22 protein-coding genes and 1 tRNA gene are annotated in these 24,983 nt (G+C 70.4%); 14 read left to right on the top strand and 9 right to left on the bottom strand.

Annotated features, from left to right (window positions below):
• Positions 1-161 precede the first annotated feature (161 nt).
• The 6 genes from QMK34_RS39990 to QMK34_RS39965 all read right to left on the bottom strand — a co-directional run bounded on the left by QMK34_RS39990 (position 162) and on the right by QMK34_RS39965 (position 8,510).
• Positions 162-1,970 carry a glycosyltransferase family protein gene (locus tag QMK34_RS39990; RefSeq protein ID WP_326420017.1) on the bottom strand — a complete coding sequence of 603 codons (1,809 nt, stop codon included), beginning with the start codon at positions 1,968-1,970 and terminating at the stop codon, positions 162-164.
• Complete coding sequence (locus QMK34_RS39985; protein WP_326420016.1) at positions 1,967-2,545, bottom strand: hypothetical protein; 579 nt, start codon at positions 2,543-2,545, stop codon at positions 1,967-1,969. The genes QMK34_RS39990 and QMK34_RS39985 overlap by 4 nt, the downstream gene beginning before the upstream one ends.
• Complete coding sequence (locus tag QMK34_RS39980) at positions 2,538-4,463, bottom strand: glycosyltransferase family 4 protein (RefSeq protein ID WP_326420015.1); 1,926 nt, start codon at positions 4,461-4,463, stop codon at positions 2,538-2,540. Before QMK34_RS39980 ends, QMK34_RS39985 begins: the two co-directional genes overlap by 8 nt.
• A gap of 22 nt (positions 4,464-4,485) precedes the next feature.
• Entirely contained in the window at positions 4,486-5,793 is a 1,308-nt protein-coding gene (locus QMK34_RS39975; RefSeq protein ID WP_326420014.1) for a class I SAM-dependent methyltransferase, read from the bottom strand.
• A 6-nt stretch (positions 5,794-5,799) separates the two neighbouring features.
• Positions 5,800-7,122, bottom strand: coding sequence for a flagellar basal body-associated protein FliL (locus tag QMK34_RS39970; RefSeq protein WP_326420013.1), 1,323 nt, complete (start codon positions 7,120-7,122; stop codon positions 5,800-5,802).
• Positions 7,123-7,277: 155 nt separating this feature from the next.
• Entirely contained in the window at positions 7,278-8,510 is a 1,233-nt protein-coding gene (locus QMK34_RS39965) for a hypothetical protein (protein ID WP_326420012.1), read from the bottom strand.
• 156 nt (positions 8,511-8,666) lie between these two features.
• Between QMK34_RS39965 and msrA the strand changes: the two genes are divergently transcribed.
• The 7 genes from msrA (at position 8,667) to QMK34_RS39930 (ending at position 12,965) form a co-directional block, all read left to right on the top strand.
• Entirely contained in the window at positions 8,667-9,332 is a 666-nt protein-coding gene (gene msrA, locus QMK34_RS39960) for a peptide-methionine (S)-S-oxide reductase MsrA (RefSeq protein WP_326420011.1), read from the top strand.
• Positions 9,333-9,469: 137 nt separating this feature from the next.
• On the top strand, positions 9,470-9,961 hold the full coding sequence (locus QMK34_RS39955; RefSeq protein WP_326420010.1) for a hypothetical protein: 492 nt from the start codon (positions 9,470-9,472) through the stop codon (positions 9,959-9,961).
• A gap of 124 nt (positions 9,962-10,085) precedes the next feature.
• Positions 10,086-10,694 carry a hypothetical protein gene (locus QMK34_RS39950; protein WP_326420009.1) on the top strand — a complete coding sequence of 203 codons (609 nt, stop codon included), beginning with the start codon at positions 10,086-10,088 and terminating at the stop codon, positions 10,692-10,694.
• A gap of 216 nt (positions 10,695-10,910) precedes the next feature.
• Positions 10,911-11,300 carry a hypothetical protein gene (locus tag QMK34_RS39945; RefSeq protein ID WP_326420008.1) on the top strand — a complete coding sequence of 130 codons (390 nt, stop codon included), beginning with the start codon at positions 10,911-10,913 and terminating at the stop codon, positions 11,298-11,300.
• Between the two features lie 294 nt (positions 11,301-11,594).
• Positions 11,595-12,134, top strand: a complete 540-nt coding sequence (locus tag QMK34_RS39940) for a DUF2716 domain-containing protein (protein WP_326420007.1) — start codon at positions 11,595-11,597, stop codon at positions 12,132-12,134.
• Positions 12,135-12,199: 65 nt separating this feature from the next.
• Positions 12,200-12,601: an immunity 7 family protein gene (locus QMK34_RS39935; RefSeq protein ID WP_326420006.1), complete on the top strand. Its 402-nt coding sequence runs from the start codon at positions 12,200-12,202 to the stop codon at positions 12,599-12,601.
• A 64-nt stretch (positions 12,602-12,665) separates the two neighbouring features.
• The gene (locus QMK34_RS39930; protein WP_326420005.1) at positions 12,666-12,965 is read left to right on the top strand and encodes a YiaA/YiaB family inner membrane protein; all 300 of its coding nucleotides are present in this window, start codon (positions 12,666-12,668) and stop codon (positions 12,963-12,965) included.
• Positions 12,966-13,083: 118 nt separating this feature from the next.
• On the opposite strand, the gene QMK34_RS39925 is transcribed toward QMK34_RS39930, so the two are convergent.
• Together QMK34_RS39925 and QMK34_RS39920 are read right to left on the bottom strand one after the other, a co-directional pair.
• Positions 13,084-14,793: a hypothetical protein gene (locus QMK34_RS39925; protein ID WP_326420004.1), complete on the bottom strand. Its 1,710-nt coding sequence runs from the start codon at positions 14,791-14,793 to the stop codon at positions 13,084-13,086.
• Between the two features lie 250 nt (positions 14,794-15,043).
• A tRNA-Gly gene (locus tag QMK34_RS39920) sits at positions 15,044-15,116 on the bottom strand.
• Between the two features lie 185 nt (positions 15,117-15,301).
• Here QMK34_RS39920 and QMK34_RS39915 point away from each other — a divergent pair.
• The 3 genes from QMK34_RS39915 (at position 15,302) to QMK34_RS39905 (ending at position 18,626) form a co-directional block, all read left to right on the top strand.
• Complete coding sequence (locus QMK34_RS39915) at positions 15,302-17,092, top strand: sigma factor (RefSeq protein ID WP_326420003.1); 1,791 nt, start codon at positions 15,302-15,304, stop codon at positions 17,090-17,092.
• Between the two features lie 170 nt (positions 17,093-17,262).
• Positions 17,263-17,703 carry a DUF983 domain-containing protein gene (locus QMK34_RS39910; RefSeq protein WP_326420002.1) on the top strand — a complete coding sequence of 147 codons (441 nt, stop codon included), beginning with the start codon at positions 17,263-17,265 and terminating at the stop codon, positions 17,701-17,703.
• Between the two features lie 38 nt (positions 17,704-17,741).
• A complete protein-coding gene (locus QMK34_RS39905; RefSeq protein ID WP_326420001.1) occupies positions 17,742-18,626 on the top strand; it encodes a DNA-formamidopyrimidine glycosylase family protein in 885 nt (294 codons plus the stop codon).
• A 5-nt stretch (positions 18,627-18,631) separates the two neighbouring features.
• Here QMK34_RS39905 and QMK34_RS39900 read toward each other — a convergent pair whose 3' ends face one another.
• Positions 18,632-19,876: a serine hydrolase domain-containing protein gene (locus QMK34_RS39900; protein WP_326420000.1), complete on the bottom strand. Its 1,245-nt coding sequence runs from the start codon at positions 19,874-19,876 to the stop codon at positions 18,632-18,634.
• An 88-nt stretch (positions 19,877-19,964) separates the two neighbouring features.
• On the opposite strand from QMK34_RS39900, the gene QMK34_RS39895 reads away from it, so the two are divergent.
• The 4 genes from QMK34_RS39895 (at position 19,965) to QMK34_RS39880 (ending at position 24,707) form a co-directional block, all read left to right on the top strand.
• On the top strand, positions 19,965-21,272 hold the full coding sequence (locus QMK34_RS39895) for a histidine kinase (protein ID WP_326419999.1): 1,308 nt from the start codon (positions 19,965-19,967) through the stop codon (positions 21,270-21,272).
• 106 nt (positions 21,273-21,378) lie between these two features.
• On the top strand, positions 21,379-22,155 hold the full coding sequence (locus QMK34_RS39890; protein WP_326419998.1) for a hypothetical protein: 777 nt from the start codon (positions 21,379-21,381) through the stop codon (positions 22,153-22,155).
• A 26-nt stretch (positions 22,156-22,181) separates the two neighbouring features.
• The gene (locus QMK34_RS39885; RefSeq protein WP_326419997.1) at positions 22,182-23,027 is read left to right on the top strand and encodes a S49 family peptidase; all 846 of its coding nucleotides are present in this window, start codon (positions 22,182-22,184) and stop codon (positions 23,025-23,027) included.
• A gap of 207 nt (positions 23,028-23,234) precedes the next feature.
• Positions 23,235-24,707, top strand: a complete 1,473-nt coding sequence (locus QMK34_RS39880; protein ID WP_326419996.1) for a glycoside hydrolase family 16 protein — start codon at positions 23,235-23,237, stop codon at positions 24,705-24,707.
• Positions 24,708-24,983: the final 276 nt, after the last annotated feature.

The raw sequence follows: 24,983 nt of genomic DNA, 5'->3' as shown, positions 1-24,983 counted from the left end.
GTTGGAGGGCTAGGCGGATCAGGAACACTAGTGCCAGGGCTGAGACGATGATGATCTCTACTGCCATGGGGTGGCTCCCTTCGCCAGCGTTCGGGACGGGCCCGATGCTCTTCCTATAGGGCGCGTGAAGGGGGGAGGGCGTTCACTGACACGGCCTAATGTCACACCTTTGGGGTAACCGCTGACCACACTCGGTGCGGGTCGTGGTCGAGCGGGCGGGAGTCCGGGTCTGGTCGCAGGCGTCGCAGGAGTACCTGCTGGACCAGGGTTGTCGGGCGCGATGCCGTCACCACCTGCTGCCAGAACAGGTGGTCCTCCAGGCCCTCGAACAGGACCTCCGAGTTCCAGCCGCCGAACTCGTCGACCAGCGATCGGCGCACCAGGTAGCCGCTGCCCAGGTACGGCAGGGTGCGCAGTCGCCGCTCTTCGGGTGGCAGGGCGCCGATCAGGCCGTCGAGCGGGTCGGCGATCGGGCAGTGCACGACGTCGGTGCCTTCCGAGTCCGCCGCTGTGAGCAGGCGTTCCAGCAGGAATTCCGAGGCGCGCATGCCGCCGTCCAGTACCAGTAGCCAAGGTGCCGTCGAGCGCTCCAGCAGGGCGTTTCGGGTCAGGCCTCGGCCCAGCGGCTCGGTGTGGAGCAGCATTTGCGCTGGTCGGGGCTTTGGCCAGGGGTGGACGCCGTCCTCGCCGAGTAGCACCCGGCGGGGCGGCCGGGTGCCCGCGATCAGGTCGGCGATGAGGTCGTCCGGGTCGACTTCACCGGGGCGCCGGACCAGCAGGACGTCGACGTCGGCCTGGGTGGCGGCGTCGAAGGGCGTCTCGCCGGAGGCCTGGACCCAGCGGCGCTCGCTGCTGCGCCGCGCTCCGGCCGTCCGCTGAGCGACGCGGGCGGACAGTGCCGTGCCCCGTGCCGACGGAGTGCCGCCGATGGACCTTTCGCCCGCGAACCGCACGTCGAACGAAGGGGTGTCGACGGCGAGGGCGTTCGCGGGGTTGCGGACTCCCGAGGCCAGTCGCCGGGCCGGGCCGATTCCGGCCGGGGGCGGCGGGGTGGTGCCCGCCACCAGGGACTTCGCCAGCTCGATCAGCATCCGCGCCGAGACCTGCATGTCCAGGGTCTTCACGAACTCGTAGGCGGACGCGCGGAGGTGGCGCTCGCGTTCGGGCTGCTTCGCCAGCGCCGCTGTCACCGCTCCCAGCGTCTGCGCCCGCGCCAGCATCAGGTGCTCACCGGGGACCAGAGGCTCGACCTCGGTGGAGGACTCGCTGACCACCACGCAGCCGTTGGTCATCGCCTCCAGCGTGCGGACCCACTCCAGGGTTTCCTTCTGCTCCCGATGCAGGTTCAGCAGGAACCGCGAACGCGCCAGATGCGCGAACTTCGCCTTGCCGGGCAGGAAGTCGACCCTGGCCGCGGTCATCGGCTCGTGGGGAGGGGTGAGCAGCCGGGTGCGCAGGGGCGCCAGTTCGCGGGCGTACGAGCCGAGCAGCATCGAGCGGCGCCGCTCGGCGGTGCCCAGGTAGGTGACGTCGAGGTCGCGGGGGCTGTCCAGGTCTCCGCCCCAGAGGTCCCACAGCGGGGTGTAGCCCAGCTGGAAGTGCTCGACGGTGACCCCGCGGCGGCGCAGTTCGGCGGTCGAGTCGTGGTTGATGTCCACGGCCCCGCCGAGGCTGCGGACCAGCTCCGCGTTGCGCTCGAAGGTCGCCGTCCCGGGATGCTCGACGCAGAAGCCGATCGTCCGGCGGCAGTCCTCGGCGCTGGGGAAGTCGGCGTCGGGTGACACGACGAAGTATTCGTGCGGGACGACCAGGTACACCGTGTCCGGGCCGGCCTCCGGGTACCTCCCGACGGCCGTGCGTGCCCGTCCGCCCGCGGTGCGCACCGCGTCGGCGACGACCTCGAGCAGCTCCTCCATGAAGGCGGAGCCGCCCTCGGCCGAGACGAGACAGAGTTCGGGGCCGTTCGTCACGGGCGGTCCATCTTCTTGCGCACCACGCGCAGCGGGGCGGTGACCCGCCAGCTCACGGTCCGCCGGGTGGCGTCGAGCTCGCGGGCCATTTCGGCGGCGCGGCGCTCGGCTTCGATCAGCCGCTGGTGCTCGAAGGCGGGCTCCGCGCCCTGGCGCAGCGCGAGGTCCGTCGTCCCGGTGGACATCACCAGCTCCGCCTCCAACAGGGCGAGCCGCAGCCTGTCGCGCTCTTCGCGGCAGCTCAGCAGCTCGGCGCGGAGGGAGTCCCGCTCCTGCCGCGCGGTGAGCACGTCCGCCTCCAGCGCGGCGCTGTTCGCCTCGGCGGTTTCCTGGTCCTTTTCCTGCTTCTCGCGTAGCGCTGCCAGCTGCTCGTTCAGCTCAGCGTGCTCGGCGTCGCGGGCGCTCGCGGCCTTCGTGGCCGACTGGGACTCGCGCAGCTCGTGCTCAGTGCCGGCCAACTCGGCTTTCAGCTTGTCCTGGTCGGCCGTGAACACCAGGCGCTCGGCGCGCAGCCGGGTCAGTTCGGCCTGCACCCGGCCGGGCAGCGCGGCGGATTCGGAGAGTTCGTCAGGCACTTTCTTCCCCTGCTGGGTTCGGCCGCCCGGTGCGGGCGAGATCGGTGAGGATTTCGGAGTACTCCCGCGCGTAGCCCGCCGGGTCGAGCCAGGGCAGCAGCTGCTCGTGCGCGGCCTTGGCCATGTCCCGGCGGCCGGACGGCGACGTGCCCAGCGCCCGCAGCAGGGCGACTGTCAGCGCGTCGACGTCGTTCGGCTCGAAAAGCCAGCCGGACTCGCCGTCGATGAGCATCTCCCTGGCGCCGAAGACGTCGGTCGCCGCGACCGGCACCCCGCAGCAGACCGCCTCGAGGATCGAGCGCGGCAGCGACTCGACGTCGGAGCTGTTGACGAAGATGTCCGCCGCCTGCAGCCACCGCAGCGGGTCCGGCTGGATGGGCACCAGGTCGATCACGCCGGACAGCCCGGCGCGCTCGACGGACCTCGCGACCTCCAGCCCGTACGGCGTCGGGTGCATGCCGACGATGCTCAGCTTGGCCTCGGGATACACGCGGTGGACCCGCTCCATCGCCGACACCAGCGCCCCCTGCCCCTTGCGGGGCTCGGCGATGCCGAGACTGAGCAGCACCACGTCGTCCGGGGCGTAGCCGAGCATGGTCCTGGCCTGCTGCCGGACCTCGGCCCGCGTGCGGCCGCCGAACTTCTCCATCGGGGTGCCATAACGGACCGTCCGGCAGCGTTCCGGCTTGCTGTAGGGCAGGAACATCTCGCGCGTCGAATCGGCGACGAACAGCAGCCGGTCGGTTTCGGCCAGCGTGCGCTGCCACCGGTTCCAGACCGCGGGCGGCGGTTTCACCGCCCCCCAGTTCAGGTACGCGAACGTCGACAGCGGGAAGCTCTCGTGGATCACCCAGGCGGTGGGTATCCCGGCCCGCTTGGCCGCGTCGGCCCCGCCGAACCCGCCGAGGGTGTTGACCAGCGCCACCTCGGCGCCCGAGCACTTGGCGAACCGGGCCAGCTCGGCGACGTGGCCTTCGTACGCGGCGACCGTCGAGTTCCGGTAGTGGGTGGTCACGTGGACCTCGATGCCAAGTTCGGCGCAGTCGGCCCGCAGCGGGCCGTCCGACTCGCTGATCAGGCTGACCTGCCAGCCGTGGTCGGTGACCATCCGCGTGAGCAGCTCCATCAGCCACAACTGCCCGCCGCCGACGTGGAGACTGTGCGTGAAGACCAGCACATGCTTCGGGTCGGTCACCGTGGTGACCCTGGCCATCGCGCGGGCGGTGTCCGCGGCGAGTTCGTCCGCGAGTTCGGTGTCCTCGGCGTCGGCCTCGGGTTTGCGCAGGGTGAACGTCCGGACCGGGGAGAGCACCTCGCCGACGCCTTCGGTGCGGTACCGGACGTGCACCGCGAGCGTGCGTTCCTCGCCGAAGTCAAGGTCGACCGGCACCAGCGCCTCGAACCCGCTGACCGCGGCGTCGTCGAACCTCGGCAGCTCCGCCGCCACGTCCGGGCGAGGCAACCGGGTGCGGGCGCGGACCGTGCCGCCGCCTTCGACCATCACCTCGATCAGGCTCGCGGCCTTTCCCTGCAGCAGCGCCCACCCCTGCACCAGCACGAGATGGCCCTCGACGGTCGTATCCGCGCGCGGGGTGCTCAGCTCGCCGAGCCACAGCGGTTCCTCGCCGAGCAGCGTGCCGACCCGGACCGTCGCCGCGCTCAGCACCGCACCATCGGGCCCGGTCACGAGCACCTCCTGCGGCCCCGCGGGCACCCGGGCGCCGGTCACCGCGCGCCAGCCGAGGCTGCCTTCGGGGGCACCCGGGATCAGCTCGGGCAGCAGGTTCGCCGACGTCCCGGCGATCGTCACCGTGACCTCGTCGACCCGGCTGACCCCGCCGGCCCAGCCACGGATCTCGAACAGGTGCCCCACCGGCCGATCCGGGGTGAGTACGCCGGCGGTGCGCAGGCTCGTCATGACGCTGGTTCCTCGCTCTCGTTCACTGCCCGGCCCCGGCCGTCCGGCGGGCCAGCCGGTGCGCCCAGACTTCCGCGACCGCGGCGCGGATCTCCGCGACGCCCTGGTCGCTCCCGCACGAGCCGATCGTCGCGAAGGTGACCTCACGCTCCACCGCCTCGTCCAGGAAGGAGGGGTCGAGCCCGATCAGCACGCCCAGCCAGCCTGCCAGCTCGCGCATGGTGCCGTCCGGAGCCGCGGCGGACCAGCCCGCAGTGGCGAGCAGGTCCGCGAGGACCAGCACGCCCCGCGCGGTCACCTCCGGCACCCCGGCGCCCTCGTGGTGCCACTCCAGGTCGATGGGGTACAGCTCCGAGCCGCTCACCAGCACGTTGTGCGGCACCAGGTCCCACAGCGCGGTGCCGGTGCCGTTCGCTTCGCGCCGCAGCAGGTCGCGCCAGCCGGTGAGCAGTTCCGTCACGCGCCACGGCTCGGCGAGCAGCACCTCGACCATCGTCGGCGCGTCGCGCACCGCGTCCGTGCACGGCCCCACGGAGATCCCGAGGACCGGTTTGGCCGGCACGAGCGGCACGCGCCGGACCTCGGCGCCCGACGGCGTCCGGCAGACGTCCGCGCGGGTGCAGGCGAAGGTGGCTCGCTCGGTGGTGTTGAAGTAGGTGGCGAGCCGGTCCTCCGGCCACAGCGCGCCCGCGCCCGGACCGGCCAGCAGCAGCAGGCCGCGGGCCGATTCACTGGCGATCCCAGCGGCCAGCCGCGGGAACTCGGCGGTGAGCGCGGCGGTTTGGACGGCTCGCGCTGTCTCGTGTCCGGGGGAGCAGCTCAGCTCGCGGCCGACCGGAAGACCGGCGGCCGCCATCGTCGAAACGACCGCGGGCGAAGACGTCAGGACGACCACCGCGCCGTTCGGTGCGAGCCGGGCGCGGACCCGCTCCAGCAGCCCGCGAGTCGCGTAGGCCTGTGCGACGACCACGAGGTCGTACTCGTCGCCGTCGCCCGGTGCCCATTCGGCGAGCACCGTCACGGAGTCGAGGTCCCGGGTGCGGAGCCGGGCGGCCGCCGCCCGGCCCGGATCCGGCTCGACCGCGTGCACGAACGCGGACCGCTCGCCGAGGTAGCGCGTCAGCGCACCGAACCCGGCGCCTACCTCGAGGACCCGCGCGTGCCCGGGAAGCTCGAGCGCACGCAGCGAGTTCGCCCGGCCGTGGTCGAGCTCGGCCCGCTCAGCGGCGTCCCGGCCCGCGAAATGCAGCTCGTCGCTGAGTGAGCCGACGTCCGTGGCCAGCGAAAACACGGCGGTGAGCAGCCTGGTGAGCTCATGCCCGGTGGTCATCGGCCGTCACTCACTGACGGGAAAGTTTTCCAGAGTCTTCTTGACCGCACGCTGGTAGGTCCCGCTCAACGCGTTCTCCCCGTTCGGGTCGCCGAGCGGGTTCTGGGCGATGTCGACCCGAACGATGTTGTTGCCGGAGATCCAGGTGGCGCGGTAGGTCCCGGCCTCGGCCGTGACCTTCTTCTGGAAGTTCACCGTCGCCGGGATGTTGGGCAGCGTGTCGGTGATGACCGTGAAGCCATGGGTGGTCTGGTACTGCCGCAGCCCCTTGAGCAACTCCGTGGCACCGCCGGGGCTGGTCATCGGGATGATCGTGATCGAGATCTTGGGCGTCTGCGGACCGGTCTCGTCGGGCTTCTTCTGCGACCCGCGCCAAGCCACCTTCGACACGCCTGCCGAGGTCAGCTTGCTGGCCTCGCTCTCGTCGAGGTAACCGGCCGAGACGAGCTGGCTGACGGGCACGTCGCCGCTCTGGGGATCCTCGTCGCCGGTCTGCTTGGGGATCCGGTCGAAGAGCTGCTCACCCGGGGTGCGCGGCTTCGGCGGCGGAGCGGGCTGGCTGGTGCTCGTCTGGTTCACCGGGCCGTTGGCCTGCGGGGAGCCGTCACCTTTGAAGAGGAAGAAGCCGCCGACGCCGAGCCCGCCGAGCACCAGCACCGCGACGACCACGAGGATCGCGACTTTGCCGCCCTTGCCCTTGGGCTTGTCGTCGAAGAGCTCTGGACCCTGCTTGACCCACTCCGAGCTGCCCACCGGCGAGATCGGCGGGAAGTCCGAGCCGCCCCAAGGCGGGCTCAGGTCCGCGTCGGGCGTGTTCCAGCCCTGATGGGGAGCCTGCTGCTGAGGGAAGCCGCTGGGCGGAGAGTTGTGGCCGGGCACGACCTGCGTACGGCTCTGGTCGGCGAGCGGCTGCTGTGACTGCCAGCCCGGCACGACCTGGGTGCGCTCGGCGCCGGTGTCGGCGGCCGAGACGATCTGGGTGGCCTCGGCGTTGGGCGCCGGGATGCCCGACGGGGGGCTGACCGGCGCGATGATCTGCGTGGAGTCCGCGGCGGGCTGCTGCTGACCTGGCTGCTGCTGAGGCTGTTGCGGCGCCTGGTTCTGCGGCTGCTGGTACTGCGGCTGCTGCTGGGGCTGGTACGGCTGCTGGTACTGCTGAGGTGACTGCGGCGGCTGAGCCGGCGCGCCCTGCTGCTGTTGCTGAGCCGGATCGCCGTACGCGACCGCGGAGGACAGCACCTGGTCGCGGCGAAGCCGGTAGTCGTCCGCGGAGAGGCGGCCCGACGCGAGCTCCTCGTCCAGATTGCGCAGTTCTTCCTGCCAGGACACCACCGGCCCCCAATTCTTCGTCCGTCGACGGACCACACCCGACCGTCGCGTACCACTAATGCGGTGACCACGCACATTCTGCACTGCCCGGTCCTCGGCCGCTGTGGAGGGTCGATTCGTGATCTCTCCGCGACCTGCTTCGACCTGCGGCGGCGTCAGCCCGGTGGCAGGACCTTTTCCAGCGCGGCCATCGTCTGCCCGAAATGATCATCGAGCGACTGCTTGTCCGCGGTGAGACTCGCGGACACCCAGGCAGTGACGACCGTGCCGCCGGAGGTGTACCCGGCGCCGCAGAGCTGGCCGTTCTTGTTCTTGCCGACCAGCGCCGCCCGGTCGCCGACCCGCTGCTCGGCCAGGCCGCCGTTCACCGAGTTGTCGTGCAGGTACGCGGCGACAGCCTTCGCGACCTGCGGGTCGCTCGTGGGGATCACGAGGATGAGGTACCCGTCCGTGCCTTCGGACGAGCCGCGGAAGACGACGTCTTTGACGCCCTTACCGGTGAAGTACCCCGCTGCTTCCGTCGAGTACAGGTTGAGCTCCGCGCCCTTGGCGACGGACATTGTCGAGTTGTCGTTCGACGGGGTGCCCGGCAGCTTCGGCAGCAGCTCTTCGAGCGTCGGCTGGACGGTAGGTGACTGGCTGCTCGAGAGGCCGTCGGCTCCGGCGGCGGACGGCGTCCCGCCGGCGACGGTGTCGGTTTTGGAACCGAGCCACCAGGTGCCGCCGATGATCATCGCGAGCACCAGCAGCACCCCGACCGAGAGGAACAGCCAGGTCGGCTTGCCCTTGCTCGGCCGCTTGGGACTGCGTGACGCCGTCGGGTACGGCTGGGTGCTCGGCGGCAGCGGCGGGGGTGACGGCGGCTTCGGGGCCAGCGCCGGAAGTGGCTGCTGGGCGGTGGCCGGCCGCAGCGGCGGGCGCCTGCCGAACCGCGGCAGGGCGTCGATGTTCATGAACTCGGTCGGGTTGACGTCCGCCGGGCTGGGCGCGGTGGTGCGCCGGTCGGTGACGAACCCCTTCGGCTTCTGTTTCGGCGGTGCTGGGCGGGGCGGCGCCTCCGGCGCGGACGGCATGACCGGCGCCGGGTTCCGCACGGGAACCGTCGGCCTGGCCGACGGTGGCGTGGCGGGGTTGGTGCTGTGCCAGGCGGTGGTTTCCGCGTCGGGGACTGCGGGGCGCCAGGCGTCGGCGCGGGCGTCGGGATAACCCTGGGGCCGGGTGCCGTCTTCAGGGTGCGGATGCCGCAGGGGTGAGGCGACGGGCGAGGGCATACCGCCGCCGGACGCCTCGGCGAGGAGCTCGTCACGCTTCTTCCGGTGCTCGGTGTGCCCCAGCCGGCCAGCGGCCAGCTCGGAGTCGATCCTCCGGAGCTCATCCTGCCAGCTCATCCTGCCCCCTGCCGCCGTGTGGGGCATCAGTGTTACACGGGCCTGGACCTGGGCAGGGACCGGTTTCGCAGACCGATCGAAGATCGTGCCCTTTCGCCATTCTTACGCTGCCTGGACGAACCGGCCGGGCCGGTCGGTGATGCGTACAGTCGAGGTATGTCGTTTTTTGGACGGGACAAGACGAAAGCGGTGTCGGCGAACGAGGCGTTGCCGGGCCGCGCAGACGCCCTGAACGTTTCGGGGACCCACACGGTGCTCGGTACCCAGCTCAAGCCGCCGTTCCCGGCGGGCACGAGGACAGTCGTGTTCGGGCTCGGCTGTTTCTGGGGCGCCGAAAGGCTGTTCTGGCAGACGCCCGGCGTCTACACGACGGCGGTCGGTTACGCCGGTGGCCTCACCCCGAACCCGACGTACCAAGAGGTCTGCAGCGGCCGGACCGGTCACACCGAGGCCGTGCTCGTCGCGTTCGACCCCGCGCAGGTCTCGCTCGAGACGTTGCTGAAGGTGTTCTGGGAGGGCCACGACCCGACCCAGGGCATGCGCCAGGGCAACGACATCGGCACCCAGTACCGCTCGGCGATCTACTACACCGATGACGCGCAGCGCGCCGAGGTCGAGACCTCCCGCGCGGCCTACCAGTCCGCGCTGGATGCGTCGAGGCACGGCAAGATCACCACCGAGGTGGCCCCGCTCGACGCGTTCTACTACGCCGAGGAAGACCACCAGCAGTACCTGTCGGACGCCAAGAACCCGAACGGCTACTGCGGCCTCGGCGGCACGGGCGTCAGCTGCCCGATCGGCCTGGGCGTCCGGGAGTCCTGAGGTCCGCCGCTGCCACTACTTGCCGTAGTGGCAGCGACAGGCGGCGGTCATCCCGGACGTCCCGGTCTCGCTAGTCTGCGCGGGAGCACCGATTCCCCGGGAGTCCAGCGCGTGAGTGATGTCCGTGAGTGATGTCTGTGAGTGATGTCGATGTCAGCCGCCAGGCGCTGCTGTCCTTGGCCGTGGAGCTGCTGGCCGGGCGCGAGGTCGACCCCGGCAGGTTCATCGAGGCCGGGCTGGGCGCGGTGGTCGCGGGCCTCGACGCCCCCTCACTTCCGCTGCTCGCCGGTGCGGACGCCGCTCAAGCCCCGGTGTTGTTCGAAAGGGTTGTCGACGAGCTCGGGCTCGATCAGGCGCTCCCGCCGGACGCCGAGAGCGCTCGGTGGGTGCTCGTGCGCGGCTGGCTGTCGGCGATAGTCCGCGGCGAGCTACGCCCAGGGGACGGCGGGGTGCTGGTCCGCGAGATGAGCGGGCTGCTCGGCGAGCCCGGTTCGCTGGGGATGATCGTGCGCTGGACGACGATGCTCGACACCTGGATCACGACGGATCTCACTCCGCGTGACGTCTGCGAAGTGCCGATCCTGGAACAGGCGCGGGAGCTGCTCGGCGGGCACTGGCCCCCTCGCTGAAACTCGTCTCCCCCATCACCCGTAAGGCCCCCGTTTCTGTCGTACATGTGTTCTAAAATTATCCTTGAACAGCAGCGATGCCGCACGCGACCGTGTGCGGGAGCGGCGACGAAAGGCAGGCCGGATGGCCTATATCACCCTGCCCACATTCATTGGATACACCACGAGCCCGGGGCCTTCGCGGACTTCGTTCGTGCGGCGGCAGCGCCGTCAGTACGGGGATCCGTCACGGGCCGCGTTCAACTTCTACCAGCGCGCCGCGAACGCGATCCGCGCCGGGCGGGCGTCCGGCACGGACGTCGCGGCGATGCAAGCGCTGGTCGAGCACGCCGACGAGCGGACGAAGCCGCACTACGCGGCGATCTCCGAAGGCTGGCTGCGGTACGTCAACCGCCGCAAGCCCCGGCTGATCGACGTCGGCCGGTCGCGGTGGGGCGTTGGCGAGCTCGAGATCGGCATCAGCCCGCACCTCGGGCTGCGCAAGGGTAACGGCCGCGAGTTCGCGACCTGGCTCTACTTCAAGGAAGAGCCGCTCAGTCCCGACGCCGCGCATCTGGCGTTGTGGCTGCTGGAACAGACCATGGACGAGTTGCTGCCAGGGGGAGAGGCGCTGGTCATCGACGTGCGCCGCAGGAAGGAGTTCACGCTCGCGCCGCGCGAGCGGGCCAGGATGAGGCCGTGGGCGCTCAGCGAGGCTTCGGCCTTCATGAGCCTGTGGGAGGAAGTCGCGTGAGCCCGCGCGGCCGCCGTCGGGGTCACGCTCCCTCGGCGGCCGCGGGTCACTCCTGCCGGATCGTGGTCCGGGTTTCGTGGGTGGGGCGGTTGTAGGACTCGCTGTGGACCTCGGAGCGGAAGTGCAGGATCGGGTCGGCGGAGGTCTCGATCCCCGGCACCACGTTCGTCGGGTCTCCACCGAGGCCTGGTCGGGGAGCGGCACGCCCAGCTTCAGATGCCCGGCGACGACCTCCTCACGGTCGGAAGGCCACTGCCGCGTCACGTCGTCCACCGGGTCGCCCTCGGCGGCGAGCTGGAACATCAGCGTCCAGCCGACGGTCTCGCGCTCGGCCCGCTGCTTGATCTCGCTGACCAGGTACTGCGGCGGCCACTCGCGCTCGGAACGGGTGTTCAGCTCGGCTATCCCGGCCTCGGGTGCCCAGTGGTAGCGGAACGCGCGGCGGGTGCCGTCGGGCGCGACCAGGTGGTAGGCGTGCAGCCCGTTGTAGCGGACGGTGGCGAAGCTCGCGGGCGGCTTGAGCCCGACGATCGCCTTGATCCCCGGCAGCAGGTGCCGGTGCCGGTGCCGGGCGAGGTAGGCGCCCGAGGGCAGGTCGAAGGGTGAACTCGGCGTGGCCCCTTTCGCTGCCCTTCGCCGGTGGAATCCCGGATCGAATCCCAGGCAAGAAATTCCCGGCGAATCCCGCCGATCACCCGGGCGAGACGCGCAGAGGGCATCACCAAATGTGATCAGTCCTGAACTATCCGTGTGCGAGCGCCGGTCTCATGCCGTCCCACCTGGCAGTTCGAAGCCAGTCAGGTGGCGGGTTTCACGCCAAGCGATAGGTCGACTGGACAACTCGGGCGGCGAACACGAAGCTTTCGGAGTCTTAACCGGCCGAATCCCCCGAGGTCGATCTTGAACACAGCCTGGGAAGCCATTTCCCGAGTCGCCGACGAACCGGCCTGGTACTGGGTCTACGGCGAACTGGGTTTCTCGCCGAGCACCTTCGCGAACGCCTGGCCCGGCTTTCGCGAGCCGAAGCCGTCACGCACCTGGGACCTGTCCCCTGGCGGGCTGGACCGCGCGTCCGCGGAGTTCCGGCTCGGCCCGTACGCGGTCGGCGAGGATGAGGTCGCGCGCATCGCCCTCGCCGCGCTGAGGGACTGCACCGCGCCCGACGAGTGGGTCTGGGCGCTGCACTGGCAGCACCAGTCGTACCGGTTCTGGCCGCACCGCCCGGTGCCGGAGCGCACCTGGCCGGTGCCGGTGTTCCCCAAGGCGGACTATCACCTCTTCCTCGCGCAGGACTTCAGGTTCGGCACGCTCGGCCACCCTTGGGAGCGCACCTTGTGCGCTTACGGCAAGGACCTCGTCGAGTCGTTCGAGCAGCACGGCGACGGGGTGCTGAACAGCGTTCTGCGCCGGGACGGGTCGCCGGTCGTCCTCGCCCGGTGAACATCTTGTAGCCACTGGTCAGGGCCTCTTGGAGCGCGCCGGGGCGGCCACCTAGGCTCTGCGCTGTGTTCGAATACCACGGCTGGGTGACAATCGGGGATTCCGCGACCGGCGACGACGACGCCGCCCTGCTCGAGCGGCTCGTCGACCGCGTCGGCCGGGCGATCCGCGACTTCGCGGATTTCGACCTGCTGGACCTGCGCTGGGTCAACGGCGTGCCGGTGCTGCACCTCGGCGGGCTCGACAAGCACGGCTCGACGGTGGGCCCCGAGCTGATCGACCTGTTCACCAGGGTCGGCGAGCTCGCCCCGGGCTCCTACGGGCTGCTGCATGTCTGGGACGACCAGGATCCCTTGCACGACAACGAGTTCCGCGTGCACCGGATGGCCCGCGGCCAGGTCGTCGAGCAGGCCGACACCCACCTGTCCCCGGTCACCCCGACGCTGCTGGACGGCTACGAGTTCTGACCGTGACCAGGTCTTGAGTAGCCGTACTCAAGACAACCGCGCGGCGATGGCGGACCTTGGGGACATGACAAAAACCGTCTCTCCCGCGTCGTCCCCCACCACTGTGGCGTTCTTCGCCCAGGCGGCGCTGTCCTTCGGCCTGGCGCTGTTCGCGCTCGTCGCCGGCATCGCGTTCCTGCCGGTCAACGGCTGGATCCGCGCGTTCCTCGCGCTGGGCGTGCTGTTCGTGACCACGTCCGCGTTCACGCTCGCCAAATGTGTCCGCGACCGCCAGGAGGACAGCTCGATCCTCACCCGCGTCGACCAGGCCCGCCTCGACAAGCTCCTCGCCGAGCACGACCCCTACAAAGCCCCCACCCTCTGACCCCGAGTGTCATGAAAGGGTCTTTCAGGACAAAAATTGCCCTGAAAGACCCTTTCATGACACTTGCGGGAAGCTTCAGCGGCAACAGGTCGCCCGGCAACGCCGGGACCCGAAGTGCTTACTTCGCGGCGATGACGGCCAGCCGATACAGCTTCCCGTTCTTCACGGCCAGTACCGCGCCGCCCTTGACCGACGGCTTGGCAGTGGCTTCCCAGCCCGCCCGTCCGGTCACCCCGAAAGTGACGCCGACGTCGCGGCGCGGGAGGCCGACCGCGCCGCCGCCGGACACCTCGCCGTCGGCGTCGGTGACCAGCACACAGTCCGGCTGGTCGCCGTCGACGAAGGCCCAGCCGCGCAGGTCGGTGTCGCCGTTGACCTTGGCGTCGCCGCCGGCCGCCTCGACCACCCCCGCGGTGAGGGCGTCACCGTCGAGCGCCGCGGTCAGTGGCCGGGCGGACGCCAGGTCGAGTCTGGCGCCGAGTTCGGGGCTCGGACCGCCGTGGACGCCGCAACCGAGGGTGAAGTCGCCGGTGAACGGATAGACGCCCAGTGCCCTGAATCGGGGGAGGTACTCCGGGTACCCGTTCATCTTCTTGACGACCGAGTCGGCACCGGTCACCATCGCGGCCGCCAGCACCGGCTGGGTGAGGTAGTCCTGCCGGGTCTCGGACGCGCTGGTGGACCCGACGGCGTAGGAGCCCAGCCCGATCGCGAGGACGATCGGTACCGTGCGGGTCTTGATCGCCTGCGGGGCCCGCAGCGCGAGCAGTGCGACGAGGGCCGCGGTGGCGAGCAGCCCGATGACGGCGTAGCGCGCCGACAGGCCTTCGATGTTGCTGATCGTGCCGCGGCTCAGGCCGACCATCGCGGCGGCCAGTGCCGCGTGCACGGCCAGGCCGATCCAGCCCGCGTCATCCGGTGTCGCCGGTGTCCCGTCGACGGGAACGACCCGGGTCCGTGCCGCCGTCACGACCGCGAAGCCGATGGCGGCCAGCGTCGCCGCCCCGGTGATCATCCCGACGTCCGGGGACTGCGCGCCCCACGCCCGGCCGAGCGCGGTCATCGTCGAACCGAGGTAGGTGTCCACGCCGCTGATTCCCGGGGCGGCGGGACCGGGTACCGACGCCAGTCTCCACAGCACCAGCACGACGACGCCGAGAGCGAGCGGCAGCACCACTCGCCACAGCCGGTCCCGGCGCAGCCAGGCGACGAGGCCGAGCGCGATCCACACCGGGAAGCCGGAGCCGTGGCCGAGGCTTGCCAGCACGCCGAGCAGGACGGCGGGCACGGTGCGGCCGTGGTGGGCGAACGACAACGCGACCACCGCGGGTGCGAGGCCGAGAAACCACTGGATGCCCATCCAGCCCGCGCCGTAGTACTCGACCGCGGCGGAGGAGAACACGAGCAGGGACAACGTGGTGAGCACGGCGAGCCGGGGCGTGCCGGTCAGCCGTGGCGGGAGCATCCGCCACAGGGCGGCGAACATGGCCAGGCCGAGCAGGAACGCCACCGCGCCGAGCACCCACTGGGAGCCGGCGAACAGTTTGGCGTCGGCCCAGAACGTGAGGATGACCGTGACGGCCGGGTGTTCGTTGAACAACACGGTGAAACTGCGGGGGTTGAGCGTCCCGTCCGCGTAGGTCGAGCGCCCCAGCAGGACCCAGAAGTCCCACGTGTTCATCCGCGGCGACCTGAGCACCTCGAGCAATGACAACGCGATCGGCGCGAGCAGCAGCCCCCACAAGAGGACCCGCCCCAGCGCCCGATACCCCCCGGGCACCGCACCCGGCTCCGACACCTTGCCCTGCACCGGTAAATCCCCGTCCATCATGCGCGCCCGTCCTGCGTCGGCATTTGCCACAAGCTACCCAACCCGCGGTCCAGAACGCGGCCCCGGGGCAGGGGCAACCGGCAGAAAGCAAGATGCATGAACAAGACGAAAGTAGGGAGGCGTTAAGACTTAAGGGCCCGACAAGCGGCGCGTAAGGCACTGTGCGGGGGTTTGGGGACTCAGCCCCGGGAGTGATCGGCGAAGCGGCAAGGCCGATGTCTTCTGTCGGCACGAACCGTCTATTGAGAGCGGATGACGGGATTCGAACCCGCGACCCTCACCTTGGCAAGGTGATGCGCTACCAGCTGCGCCACATCCGCGTGTGCCGCTGTTCGAGCGGTACGAGACAGACTATATACGGCCCGCGATCACCCCTTCGAGCCACCCCGGAAGTGTCTTCTGGTGTTACAGCTGGCGTACAAGGGGTGACGAGGGCTGAATACCTCCGTATGGTGTCCCCATTCGACCGAATGGTGAGTCCTTCGGGGAGGAGGTGCCTGGCCGGATGACCGAGCAGGGCACGGTGCCGCACCAGGCGGCCTCGGGATCCGATGAGCAGGCACTGCTCCAGCGGCTCCGCAACGGTGACGACTCCGCGTTCGGGGAGTTGTTCGAGCTGCACGCGGCCGCCGTCAGACGACTGGCCGGGAGTCTGGCCTCGGACCGTTCCGAAGCCGAGGACATCACCGCCGAAACGTTCTTCCGCGTCCTCCAGGCGCTGCGCCGGGGTTCCGGGCCGCGCGACTACATCCGCGCGTACCTGCTGACCGTCGCCCGCCGGGTGTCGTGGGAGTGGCACGGCGCGCGCCGGGACGTCCCGGTCAGCGACGACGAGCTGACCTTCCGGGCCGGGGCGGGGGCGGACACGCATGCCCGCTCGGCCGAGCACACGTTGATCACGACCGCCTTCACCAGTCTTCCCGAGCGCTGGCGCACCGTGCTGTGGCAGACGGAGGTCGAGGGCGAGCAGCCCGCGATGGTGGCGCCGAACTTCGGCCTGAGCGCCAACGCGACGGCCGCGCTCGCCCGGCGGGCGCGGCAAGGGCTGCGTGCGGCCTATCTGCAGGCGCACCTTTCCGTCAGCCGCAGCCCGGACTCGTGCCGTGGCGTGGTGGAGAAGCTCGGCGGGTTCACCGCGGGCAGTGTTACCGGCGCCGAGGCGCGCCGGATCCAGGCTCACCTGATCGGGTGCACCTCCTGCCGGGCCACCCACGACGAGCTGCGCGACGTCTGTTCGTCGCTGCGGGCGCACGCCGGGGTGCTGGTGCTGCTGGTGCCTGCCGCCCTTTCGTACGGGACGGCCTCCGGGGCGTTGTCAGGCCTGGCCACCACGCTCAAGGGGCTGGTGCTCGGTTCCAAGGTCAAGGTCGGGCTCGCGCTCGCGTCGACGGCCGCCGCGGGGGCGGTCGGCATCGCCGCCGGGCCGATCATGTTCGGGCAGGACGCCGCGCAGACGGTGGGCCTGTCCGGTGGTGGCGTGCCGGAGCTGGCGCTGATCCCGCCGGGCCCGCAGGGCGTCGTGCCGCCCCCGCCGCCCGTCGCGGTGCCCCGGATCGGCACCGCCGAGCTCAACGGCCGCCGGGTCGTGCCCGTGGTGCCCGCCCGGTCCCACGATGGTTCGGCGCTGGGCGTGCACGACCTGCCGAACCTCCCGGACGGCGCGGCCACCGGTAACGGGCTCGCCGGCGGTTCCGGTGCGCCGGTCGGTTCGTCCTCGCCGGACGCCGTGGCGCCGCCGCCCGGCAGCAGCACGCACGCGGCACCCAGGCTGGACACCAGCGAGCCGTCGAACGGCGGGACGACGGCGTTCGAGTCGACGTCCGCCCCCACGACTACGTGCCCGCCGGCCCCCAGCCCGATGCTCAGCCCGACCTCCGGGCCGCCGGAGACCAGCACGACGACGGCATCCAGGGACGACTCGGTCAAGCCGACCGGCACCAGCCCGGTGACGACCACGGACGGCCCGCCCGCCGAGAAACCGCGTGACGACGTCCCGGCGGACGGCACCTCCTCGCGCGACTTCTCCACCTCGCCGGACGCCAGTACGTCTTCCAGGGACTTCTCAATGACGAGCACACCGAGGAGCACGCCGTCGAGCACACCGCCGAGCGAGTCCGCCACCAGCGAGTCTTCGCGCGACTTCACTGTCACACCCCAGGCGGAACCAGGGTCGCGGGACTTCTCGGTCAAGCCGGACGCGAGCCCGTCCTCGCGGGACTTCTCCACCGGCCCGCAGGTGACGACCGACTCATCGAGGGATTTTTCCACCGGCGGGGTGGATTCGGTTTCGCCCTAGTCTTCACCCGCCCGGGTCAGTTCCACCAGCGGTGACGATGCCGGATGAGGCCGGTCGTCAGCCCGGCGATGTGTCCCGAATGGTGGATTCAGGCCTCGCGCGCGCAGTCACGGCCACGGTACGGTTGGTGACGCTCACCAGGGAGCTGGCGTCGCGCGGGAGGCAACTGAATGAACCGGCTGGTGAACGGTGAAGACGGCCGTGACTGGGTGGTCCGTGCCCAGATGGAATGGCGTGCGCCTGCCACGGCGGACGACTTCGAACACGACGTCGCCGGCAGTTACGGCCCCGGCATCGCGATGATCGTGGTGACCGTGGCCCTCGCGCTCGTGCTCATCGTCTGGACCCCGGCGGACGTCATGGTGCCGTCCTGGGTGATCCTCGCGCTGGTGCTGGTCGCGCTGTTCTTCCCGCTGCGGTGGATCCTGCGGCGGCCGTGGACCGTGGTCGCCGAGACCGAGGGCGACCTCGCCGGTGACCGCCCGTCCGAACGCTGGGTCGGCTCCATCCGCGGCATGTTCACCGTGCGCGGCGAGGTCTCGAAGATCTCGAAGACGATCCAGAAGCACTCGCTGCCCGATTTCGACGGGCCGCTGCACCCGGTGGAGTGAGCCTTGGCGTTTCGGCCGTTCAGAGGTGAAACTGGGGTATGCCCGAGTTACCCGAGGTCGAAGCGCTCGCCCACCACCTGCGCGAGCACGCGGTGGGCAGGACCGTCCACCGGCTCGACGTGGCTTCGCTGAGCGTGCTCAAGACCGCCACCCCACCGTGGACGGAGCTGCACGGGCGCGAGGTCACCGGCACCGCGCGGCACGGCAAGCACCTCGACCTGGTTTTCGGTGATGTCGTCGGTGATGTCGTCGGCGATCTGCACCTCGTCGTGCACCTCGCGCGGGCGGGGTGGCTCAGGTGGTCCGACAAGCTTTCCCCGGCCCCGCTGAAGCCCGGGAAGGGGCCCATCTCGCTGCGCGTGCACCTCGACGCGGCGGCCGGGTCCGGGTTCGACCTCACCGAGGCTGGGACGAAGAAGGGGCTCGCGGTCTGGATCGTGCGCGACCCGCAGGAGATCCCCAGCGTCGCGAGGCTGGGGCCGGACGCACTGACACTCGGTACCGACGCGCTGGGCGAGCTGTTCGCCGGGCGGACGGAACGGCTGAAGACCGCGCTGACCGACCAGACCCGGCTCGCCGGGATCGGGAACGCCTACTCCGACGAGATCATGCACATGGCCAAGCTTTCGCCTTACGCGACGGTCGGAAAGCTTTCGCCCGACGCACTCGAGGGGCTGGCCACGGCCATCCACGAGGTGCTCACCAGCGCGGTGACGCGGTCGGTCGGCCAGGACGCGGCGCGGCTGAAGGGCGAGAAACGGTCCGGCCTGCGGGTGCACGCCCGGACCGGGCTGCCGTGCCCGGTCTGCGGCGACACCGTCCGCGAGATCTCCTTCGCGGACAAGTCGTTCCAGTACTGCCCGACCTGTCAGACCGGCGGCAAACCCCTCGCCGACCGGCGGATGTCCCGCCTGCTCAAGTAGCGCGCTCAGCGGCAGAGCGCGGCGACGCCGACCGGCAGCGTGCTGCGCGGCATGGTGGCCGGGTTCCCCTTCGACTCGCGCTCGAGATCGAAGACGTTCGCCGCCAGCACGAGCTGGCGTGAGCCGTCCGCGCTGCTCATCGAGACGCTGTAGAAGCCGGGGCCCGCGCCGGTGTTGCCCCACATGGTCTGCGTGCTGCCGTCGGGGCAGCCGAAGTCGATCGTCTCGATCCCGGCGCCGTAGCCGCCGTACCCCTGCCCGTTGGGCACCAGCCTGGTCAGCTCGGCCTGCTGCGCGGGCTTGAGCAGCTTGCCGCCGAGCAGCGCGCGGTGGAACGTCGCCAGGTCGTCGACCGTCGAGACCATCGCGCCCGCGGTCCAGTCGTAGGACGGGCTGAATGTCGTCAGGTCCTGCCCCGTCATTCCGTAGCCGTGCAGGTGAGGGCCGTGCAGGACGGGATCGTGGCGCGGGAAGGAGGTCCGGGTCAGGCCAAGGGGGCGCACTAGGCGCCGCTGGATCTCCGCGCGGACGTCGTGGTGGGTCACCTTCTCGATCACCTGACCGAGGAGCAGGTAGCCGGTGTTCGAATAGGCGACACCCTGGCCGGGGTCGAACGCGGGCCGCGTCAGCAGCGACCGCCGGATCACCTCGGACGGCTCGTAGACGTACCCGCGGTTCCCCGCGAAGTACGGCTCGAACAGCTCCGCCTCGTCGGGATCGTGCAGGCCGCTGGTGTGGTTCAGCAGCATCCGCAGGGTGATCTCCGAAGGCGTGTAGCCCGGCCCGCGCACCGTGCCCGGCAGCCAGCGCTCGATCGAGTCGTCCAGCGAGACCTCGCCTTCGCCCGCCAGCTGCAGCAGCACCGTCGCCACGAACGACTTGGTGTTGCTGGCGATCCGGAACCGCAGGCCCGGCGTCGCCGGTTCGCCGGTCGCGAGGTCGGCGACCCCGGCGCCCAGCCGTCGCGTGGTCCCGCCAGTCCTGAAGTACGCAACCGCCCCCGGGAATCCCCCAGGTGAGACGAGTTCCCGGACGGCGTCGCGCACCTGATCGGCCCGCTGGCCCGCCGAAGCCGTCCCGATCGCCGCTACCCCCAGTAGCGACGAAGCGGCTACGGCCACCGTGATCCGCACCGTGAATCGCACTACCCTGCCGTGCGCGTCCATCTGCTCGTTCTCCTCCCGGAAGCGGTTGACGGAGTCGAGCTTGCCGGGCCGGGCGGTGGGTGACCATGCGGGTTTCCCGACCATTCTGGGTAGGGTCGGCCCCACCCTCGGTGGTCACAAATGAACGGAAAGTGGGGATTAGCCCTTGCACCCGGTTGGCCGAGCGCAGAGCATGGACGCCGTGTCCGTGTTTCCGATCGCTCAGATCGTGCCGTGGGTGGTCGTCCTGCTGCTCGCGGTCGCCGTGGTCGTGCTGCTCGTCAAGGCGCGACGCCCGGCCAGTGTGGTCGAGAACGCCATGCTCCAGGCCGTCTCCCGGATGTCCAAGGCGACCCCCGACCTGCGCGGCGGGCTCGACGAGGACGCCGCGGACAAGATCACCACCCAGCTGCTGCAGATGCTCGACTGCGTCGCGGTCGGCATCACCGACAGCGAGGGCACGCTGATGTCCTGGGACGGCGACGCGAACGACCACTACGTCGACCTCGTGGACGCCATCAGCGCGGCCATCCGCAGGCACCGCCGCGAGGTCGTCGCGCACGACAAGATGCCGTGCAACCACCGCGGCACCTGCCGGATGCGGACCGCGGTGATCGTGCCCCTGATCGTCGAGGGCGAGGCCGAGGCCGCGCTGATCGTGGTCGGCCGCACCCGCGGCAGGCTGGTCGAAATGGCCGGGGCGGTGGCCCAGTTCGTCTGCACGCAGTTCGAGCTCGCCCGCCTCGACGAGTCCAAGCACCAGCTCCAGCAGGCCGAGATCAAGGCGCTGCGCGCGCAGATCTCCCCGCACTTCGTCTACAACGCGCTCAACACGATCTCGTCGCTGATCCGGACCGACCCGGAGGAAGCGCGAGAGCTGCTTCAGGACTTCGCGGACTTCACGCGCTACTCGTTCCGCACGTCCGGGATGTTCACGTCGCTGGCCGAGGAGCTGCGCAACATCGACCGCTACCTGACGCTGGAGAGCGCCCGGTTCGGCGGCAGGCTCGAGGTGCGGATGAAGATCGCGCCCGAGGTGCTCTCGGTGGTCGTGCCGTTCCTGATCATTCAGCCGCTGGTCGAAAACGCGGTCAAGCACGGCCTGGCGAGCAAGCCGAGCGGCGGCTGCGTGACGGTCATCGCCGAGGACTACGGCTCCGAAGCGCTCATCAGCGTCGAGGACGACGGCATCGGCATGGACCCGAACCGCCTGGCGGACCTGCGCAGCGCGCACCGCACCGGCGCGCACGTCGGCCTCGGGAACATCAACCAGCGGATGCAGCAGGTGTTCGGCGGCGACTACGCGCTGATGGTCGAGACGGCACAGGGCGCGGGCATGAAGGTGACCCTGCGGGTGCCCAAGTTCATGCCGGGCGTCCGGCCCAATCTGCCCGACTACTCCGCCGACGTCCCCGAGCAGGGCGGCCCCGAAGAGGGCGGCGCGGCCGGAGACGTCAACGGCGTCAACGGTTCGCGCAGCGGAGTCCTGCCCGGCTCCTGACTCCGGCCGTGCACGGAACTTGAGCGTGCGTGCAGCGGCGATTGAGCGCGCCGGCCCGGCTTGGCACCGTTCTCCCCGACCGGTTCGGCGGCGGAGGAGGAGCACGATGGGGAAACTGGCTTGGGTGGCTTGTGCGGCGGCGGTGCTCATCGCGGGCGGGGCGATCGCCGGTGGGCTGGGGGACCGGGAGGTGCCCGGCACGGCGTCGGCGGCGAGTGGTCCAGTGGCCGACACCTCGGTCACCGCGGGTGGTGACGTCGCGAGTGAGCTGGCCGCTGACGACCTGCTCGACGTCGACGCGCGGCTCGGGAGCGCGGGTGGTGGCGCGGCGGCGAAGTCGGGGACTCGCAAGCCGTTGTTCCAGCGGTTCAAGGCGGCGAGCGACTGTGTGGTCTACGCCAACTACCCGAAGGACGGCGTGGTCGCGAACGGCGGGTTCACCATCGCCAAGGACCGGACGCTGAACTGGCGCTACAACGTCGACAGCACCTGGTCGGTCGTGCAGGATCCCAACCGTGCCAAGGAAAGCTATCCGTGGTGGGGCTTCACGAAGACCTCCTGCATCGGCAAGAGCGTCAACGACGGCTCGTTCCCGGCCGGGCAGTCCGTGCCGACGCGGATCCTGCGGGGCCGCAGTCAGCAGGCCGACGGCTGGCGGCCGGTCGAGTTCCGGCTCGCCGCCGCGCCGGTGGTGAAGAAGTCGCAGGAGCTGTTCCACGACGCGACCCTGCGGGACCCGGCGAACTTCGTCATCGGCAACGCGAAGTCCGGCTGGCACGTCGACGTCACCGGGCGCACCCGCGGCGGCGGGCACTGGGTGGAGGTCTACGTGCCCAACGCGCAGCGGTGGGGTTACGTCGAGGCGAGCAAGCTGCGGAAATGAGAGCCGGGAGTCAGTAACCTCGGGTCATGAGCGTTACCGACAAACTGACCTCCCGCCTCCCGATGATCGGCGACCGGGGTGAGCGCAAGGACGTCGTCGCCGTGGTCAAGCTGCACGGCGTGATCACGCCTTCGCCCTCGCCGCTCGCCAGGGGCTCGATCAACCTCGCCACCGTCGAATCGGCGCTGACCAGGGCGTTCGGCCACGATCGGCTCAAGGCCGTCGCGCTGCTGATCAACTCGCCCGGTGGCGCGCCGACGCAGTCGGGGCTGGTCGCAGAGCGGATCAGGCAGCTGGCGGACGAGAAGAAGGTGCCGGTGCTCGCCTTCGCCGAGGACGTCGCCGCCTCGGGCGGGTACTGGCTGGCCTGCGCGGCGGACGAGATCTACGCGCACCGGACGTCGATGGTCGGCTCGATCGGGGTGATCAGCGGCGGGTTCGGGTTCACCGGGCTGCTGGAGCGGTTCGGGATCGAGCGGCGGCTGCACACCGCGGGCACCAACAAGTCGCGGCTCGACCCGTTCAGCCCCGAGAAGGCCGAGGACGTCGAGTGGCTGAAGAAGATGCACACCCAGCTCCACGACCTGTTCGTCGACTGGGTGAAGGAGCGCCGCGGTGACCGGCTGGCCACCGGGGAGGACCTGTTCACCGGGGACGTCTGGCTCGGCGCCAAAGCTGTCGAACTGGGGCTCGTGGACGGCCTCGGGAGCCTGCGCCAGGTGATCTCCGAGCGCTACCCGGACGCGGAGATCGCGATCGCGGAGCCGAAGAGGCCGCTTCTCGCGCGTCTCGGCATCGGAGCTCCGGCGGCCGCGAGCGCGGTGCTGGACGCTGTCACGCAGAAGGCGACCTGGAGCCGCTTCGGACTCTGAAAGGCCTGGCAGAAGGGGACTTCCCACTTGGGAGGTCCCCTTCGTCATGGGTGAGATGACGGCTCTCACTCTGTGATAGCTGTCACACATCACCTGAATGGCGGATAGGCACTGGTCTAGACCTCAGGTGTCATTGAGCGGGCTTTGTTGTGACCGGCAACAAATCCCGCGAGTGCCGCCGGTTCGGGTTGACGAGGAGGTCACCCTATGCCTGTTTACTCCCTTTCGTCGCATCTTCCACCGCGTGGGAAACGTCGCCGGTGGCTCACGCTGGGGGCGGTGCTCGGCGCCGCGCTGATCGCGATCCCGCTGACACTGCCCGCCTCGGCCTCGGTGCCGCCGCCCGACGCGGGCTGGACCCAGGTGTTCGCGGACGACTTCACCGGCGCCAACGGCTCCCTGCCCTCTGGCGCGAACTGGATCTACGACACCGGCCACGCCTACCCCGGCGGGCCGGGAAACTGGGGCACCGGCGAGATCCAGAACTACACGACCGACGCGCGGAACCTCGCGCTCGACGGCGCTGGCAACCTCCGGATCACCCCACAGCGTGACGGCGCGGGCAACTGGACCTCGGCCAGGATCGAAACCCAGCGCGGCGACTTCAAACCGCCGGCGGGCGGCGCGCTGCGCATCGAGAGCCGCGTCCAGATGCCGAACGTCACGGGCGCCGCGGCACTGGGTTACTGGCCCGCGTTCTGGGCGCTCGGTTCCCCCTATCGCGGCAACAACTGGAACTGGCCCAGCGTCGGCGAGTTCGACATCATGGAGAACGTCAACGGGATCAACTCCGTCTGGGGCGTGCTCCACTGCGGCGTCAACCCCGGCGGCCCGTGCGACGAGACCACCGGCATCGTGAACAACCGCGCCTGCCCCGGCGCCACCTGCCAGGCCGGGTTCCACACCTACCGCTTCGAATGGGACGCGAGCTCCAGCCCGCAGGTGTTCCGCTGGTTCGTCGACGGGCAGCAGTTCCACTCGGTCGCCCAGAACCAGGTCGACGCGACGACCTGGGCGAACATGACCAATCACGCCGGGTACTTCGTGCTGCTGAACGTCGCGATCGGCGGCGCGTTCCCGGACAACAACTCGGGCACCACCACCCCCGGCGCGGGCATCGTGCCCGGTCACCCGATGGTGGTCGACTACGTCTCGGTGTCCACCCGCGGCGGGGGCGGCACGACCACCCCGCCAACCACCCCGCCGACTCCGCCGTCAACCACCCCGCCGACTCCGCCGACTCCGCCGTCAACCACGCCGGGTGGCGGAGGCAGCGCCTACAGCACGATCCAGGCGGAGTCCTACAGCCAGGCGACCGGGCTGGGCACGCAGAGCACCACGGACACCGGCGGCGGGCAGAACGTCGGCCCGGCGGGCAACGGCGACTCGGCGCTGTACCCGAACGTCGACTTCGGCCCCAGCGCGGCGCACCAGTTCCAGGCCAGGGTGGCTTCCGGCGCGGCGGGCGGGGTCAGCGGCCTGGTCGAGGTGCGGCTCGACAGCCCGGCAGGCCCACCGGTCGGCAGCTTCGCGGTGGCCGACACCGGCGGCTGGCAGTCCTGGCGGACCGTTCCGGCGAACATCAGCGCCGTCACCGGGGTCCACAACGTGTACCTGACCTTCACCAGCGGTCAGCCCGCCGACTTCGTGAACGTCAACTGGTTCACGTTCGGCCACTAGGGCGTGTCTGGCAAGTCAAGTTCGCGGTCTTCGCGCCCAGGCGGCCCCTGGCGGCACGGGGCGCACGACCCGGTACGAGGGTCGGCGCCCCGCACCGCCAGGAACCACCTGAATCACGAAGCCCATCGAACAGAATTACCAGACACGCCCTAGTACTACAGGGCTAGATCTCTAGCATCTGGAGGCGGAGGCGTCGTCTGAAGTGGCTTCTTCGTGCGTCTGCCTGGTGTCCGCGTCGCCAGGCAGACGCACGGAGGCCCTGGTCGATGACGTGAT

The sequence above is a fragment of the Amycolatopsis sp. H20-H5 genome, assembly GCF_035828755.1.
In the GTDB taxonomy this organism is placed as follows: Bacteria; Actinomycetota; Actinomycetes; order Mycobacteriales; family Pseudonocardiaceae; genus Amycolatopsis.
Note: the sequence above shows the minus strand (reverse complement) of the source record. Positions and strands in the feature narration are given on the sequence as shown.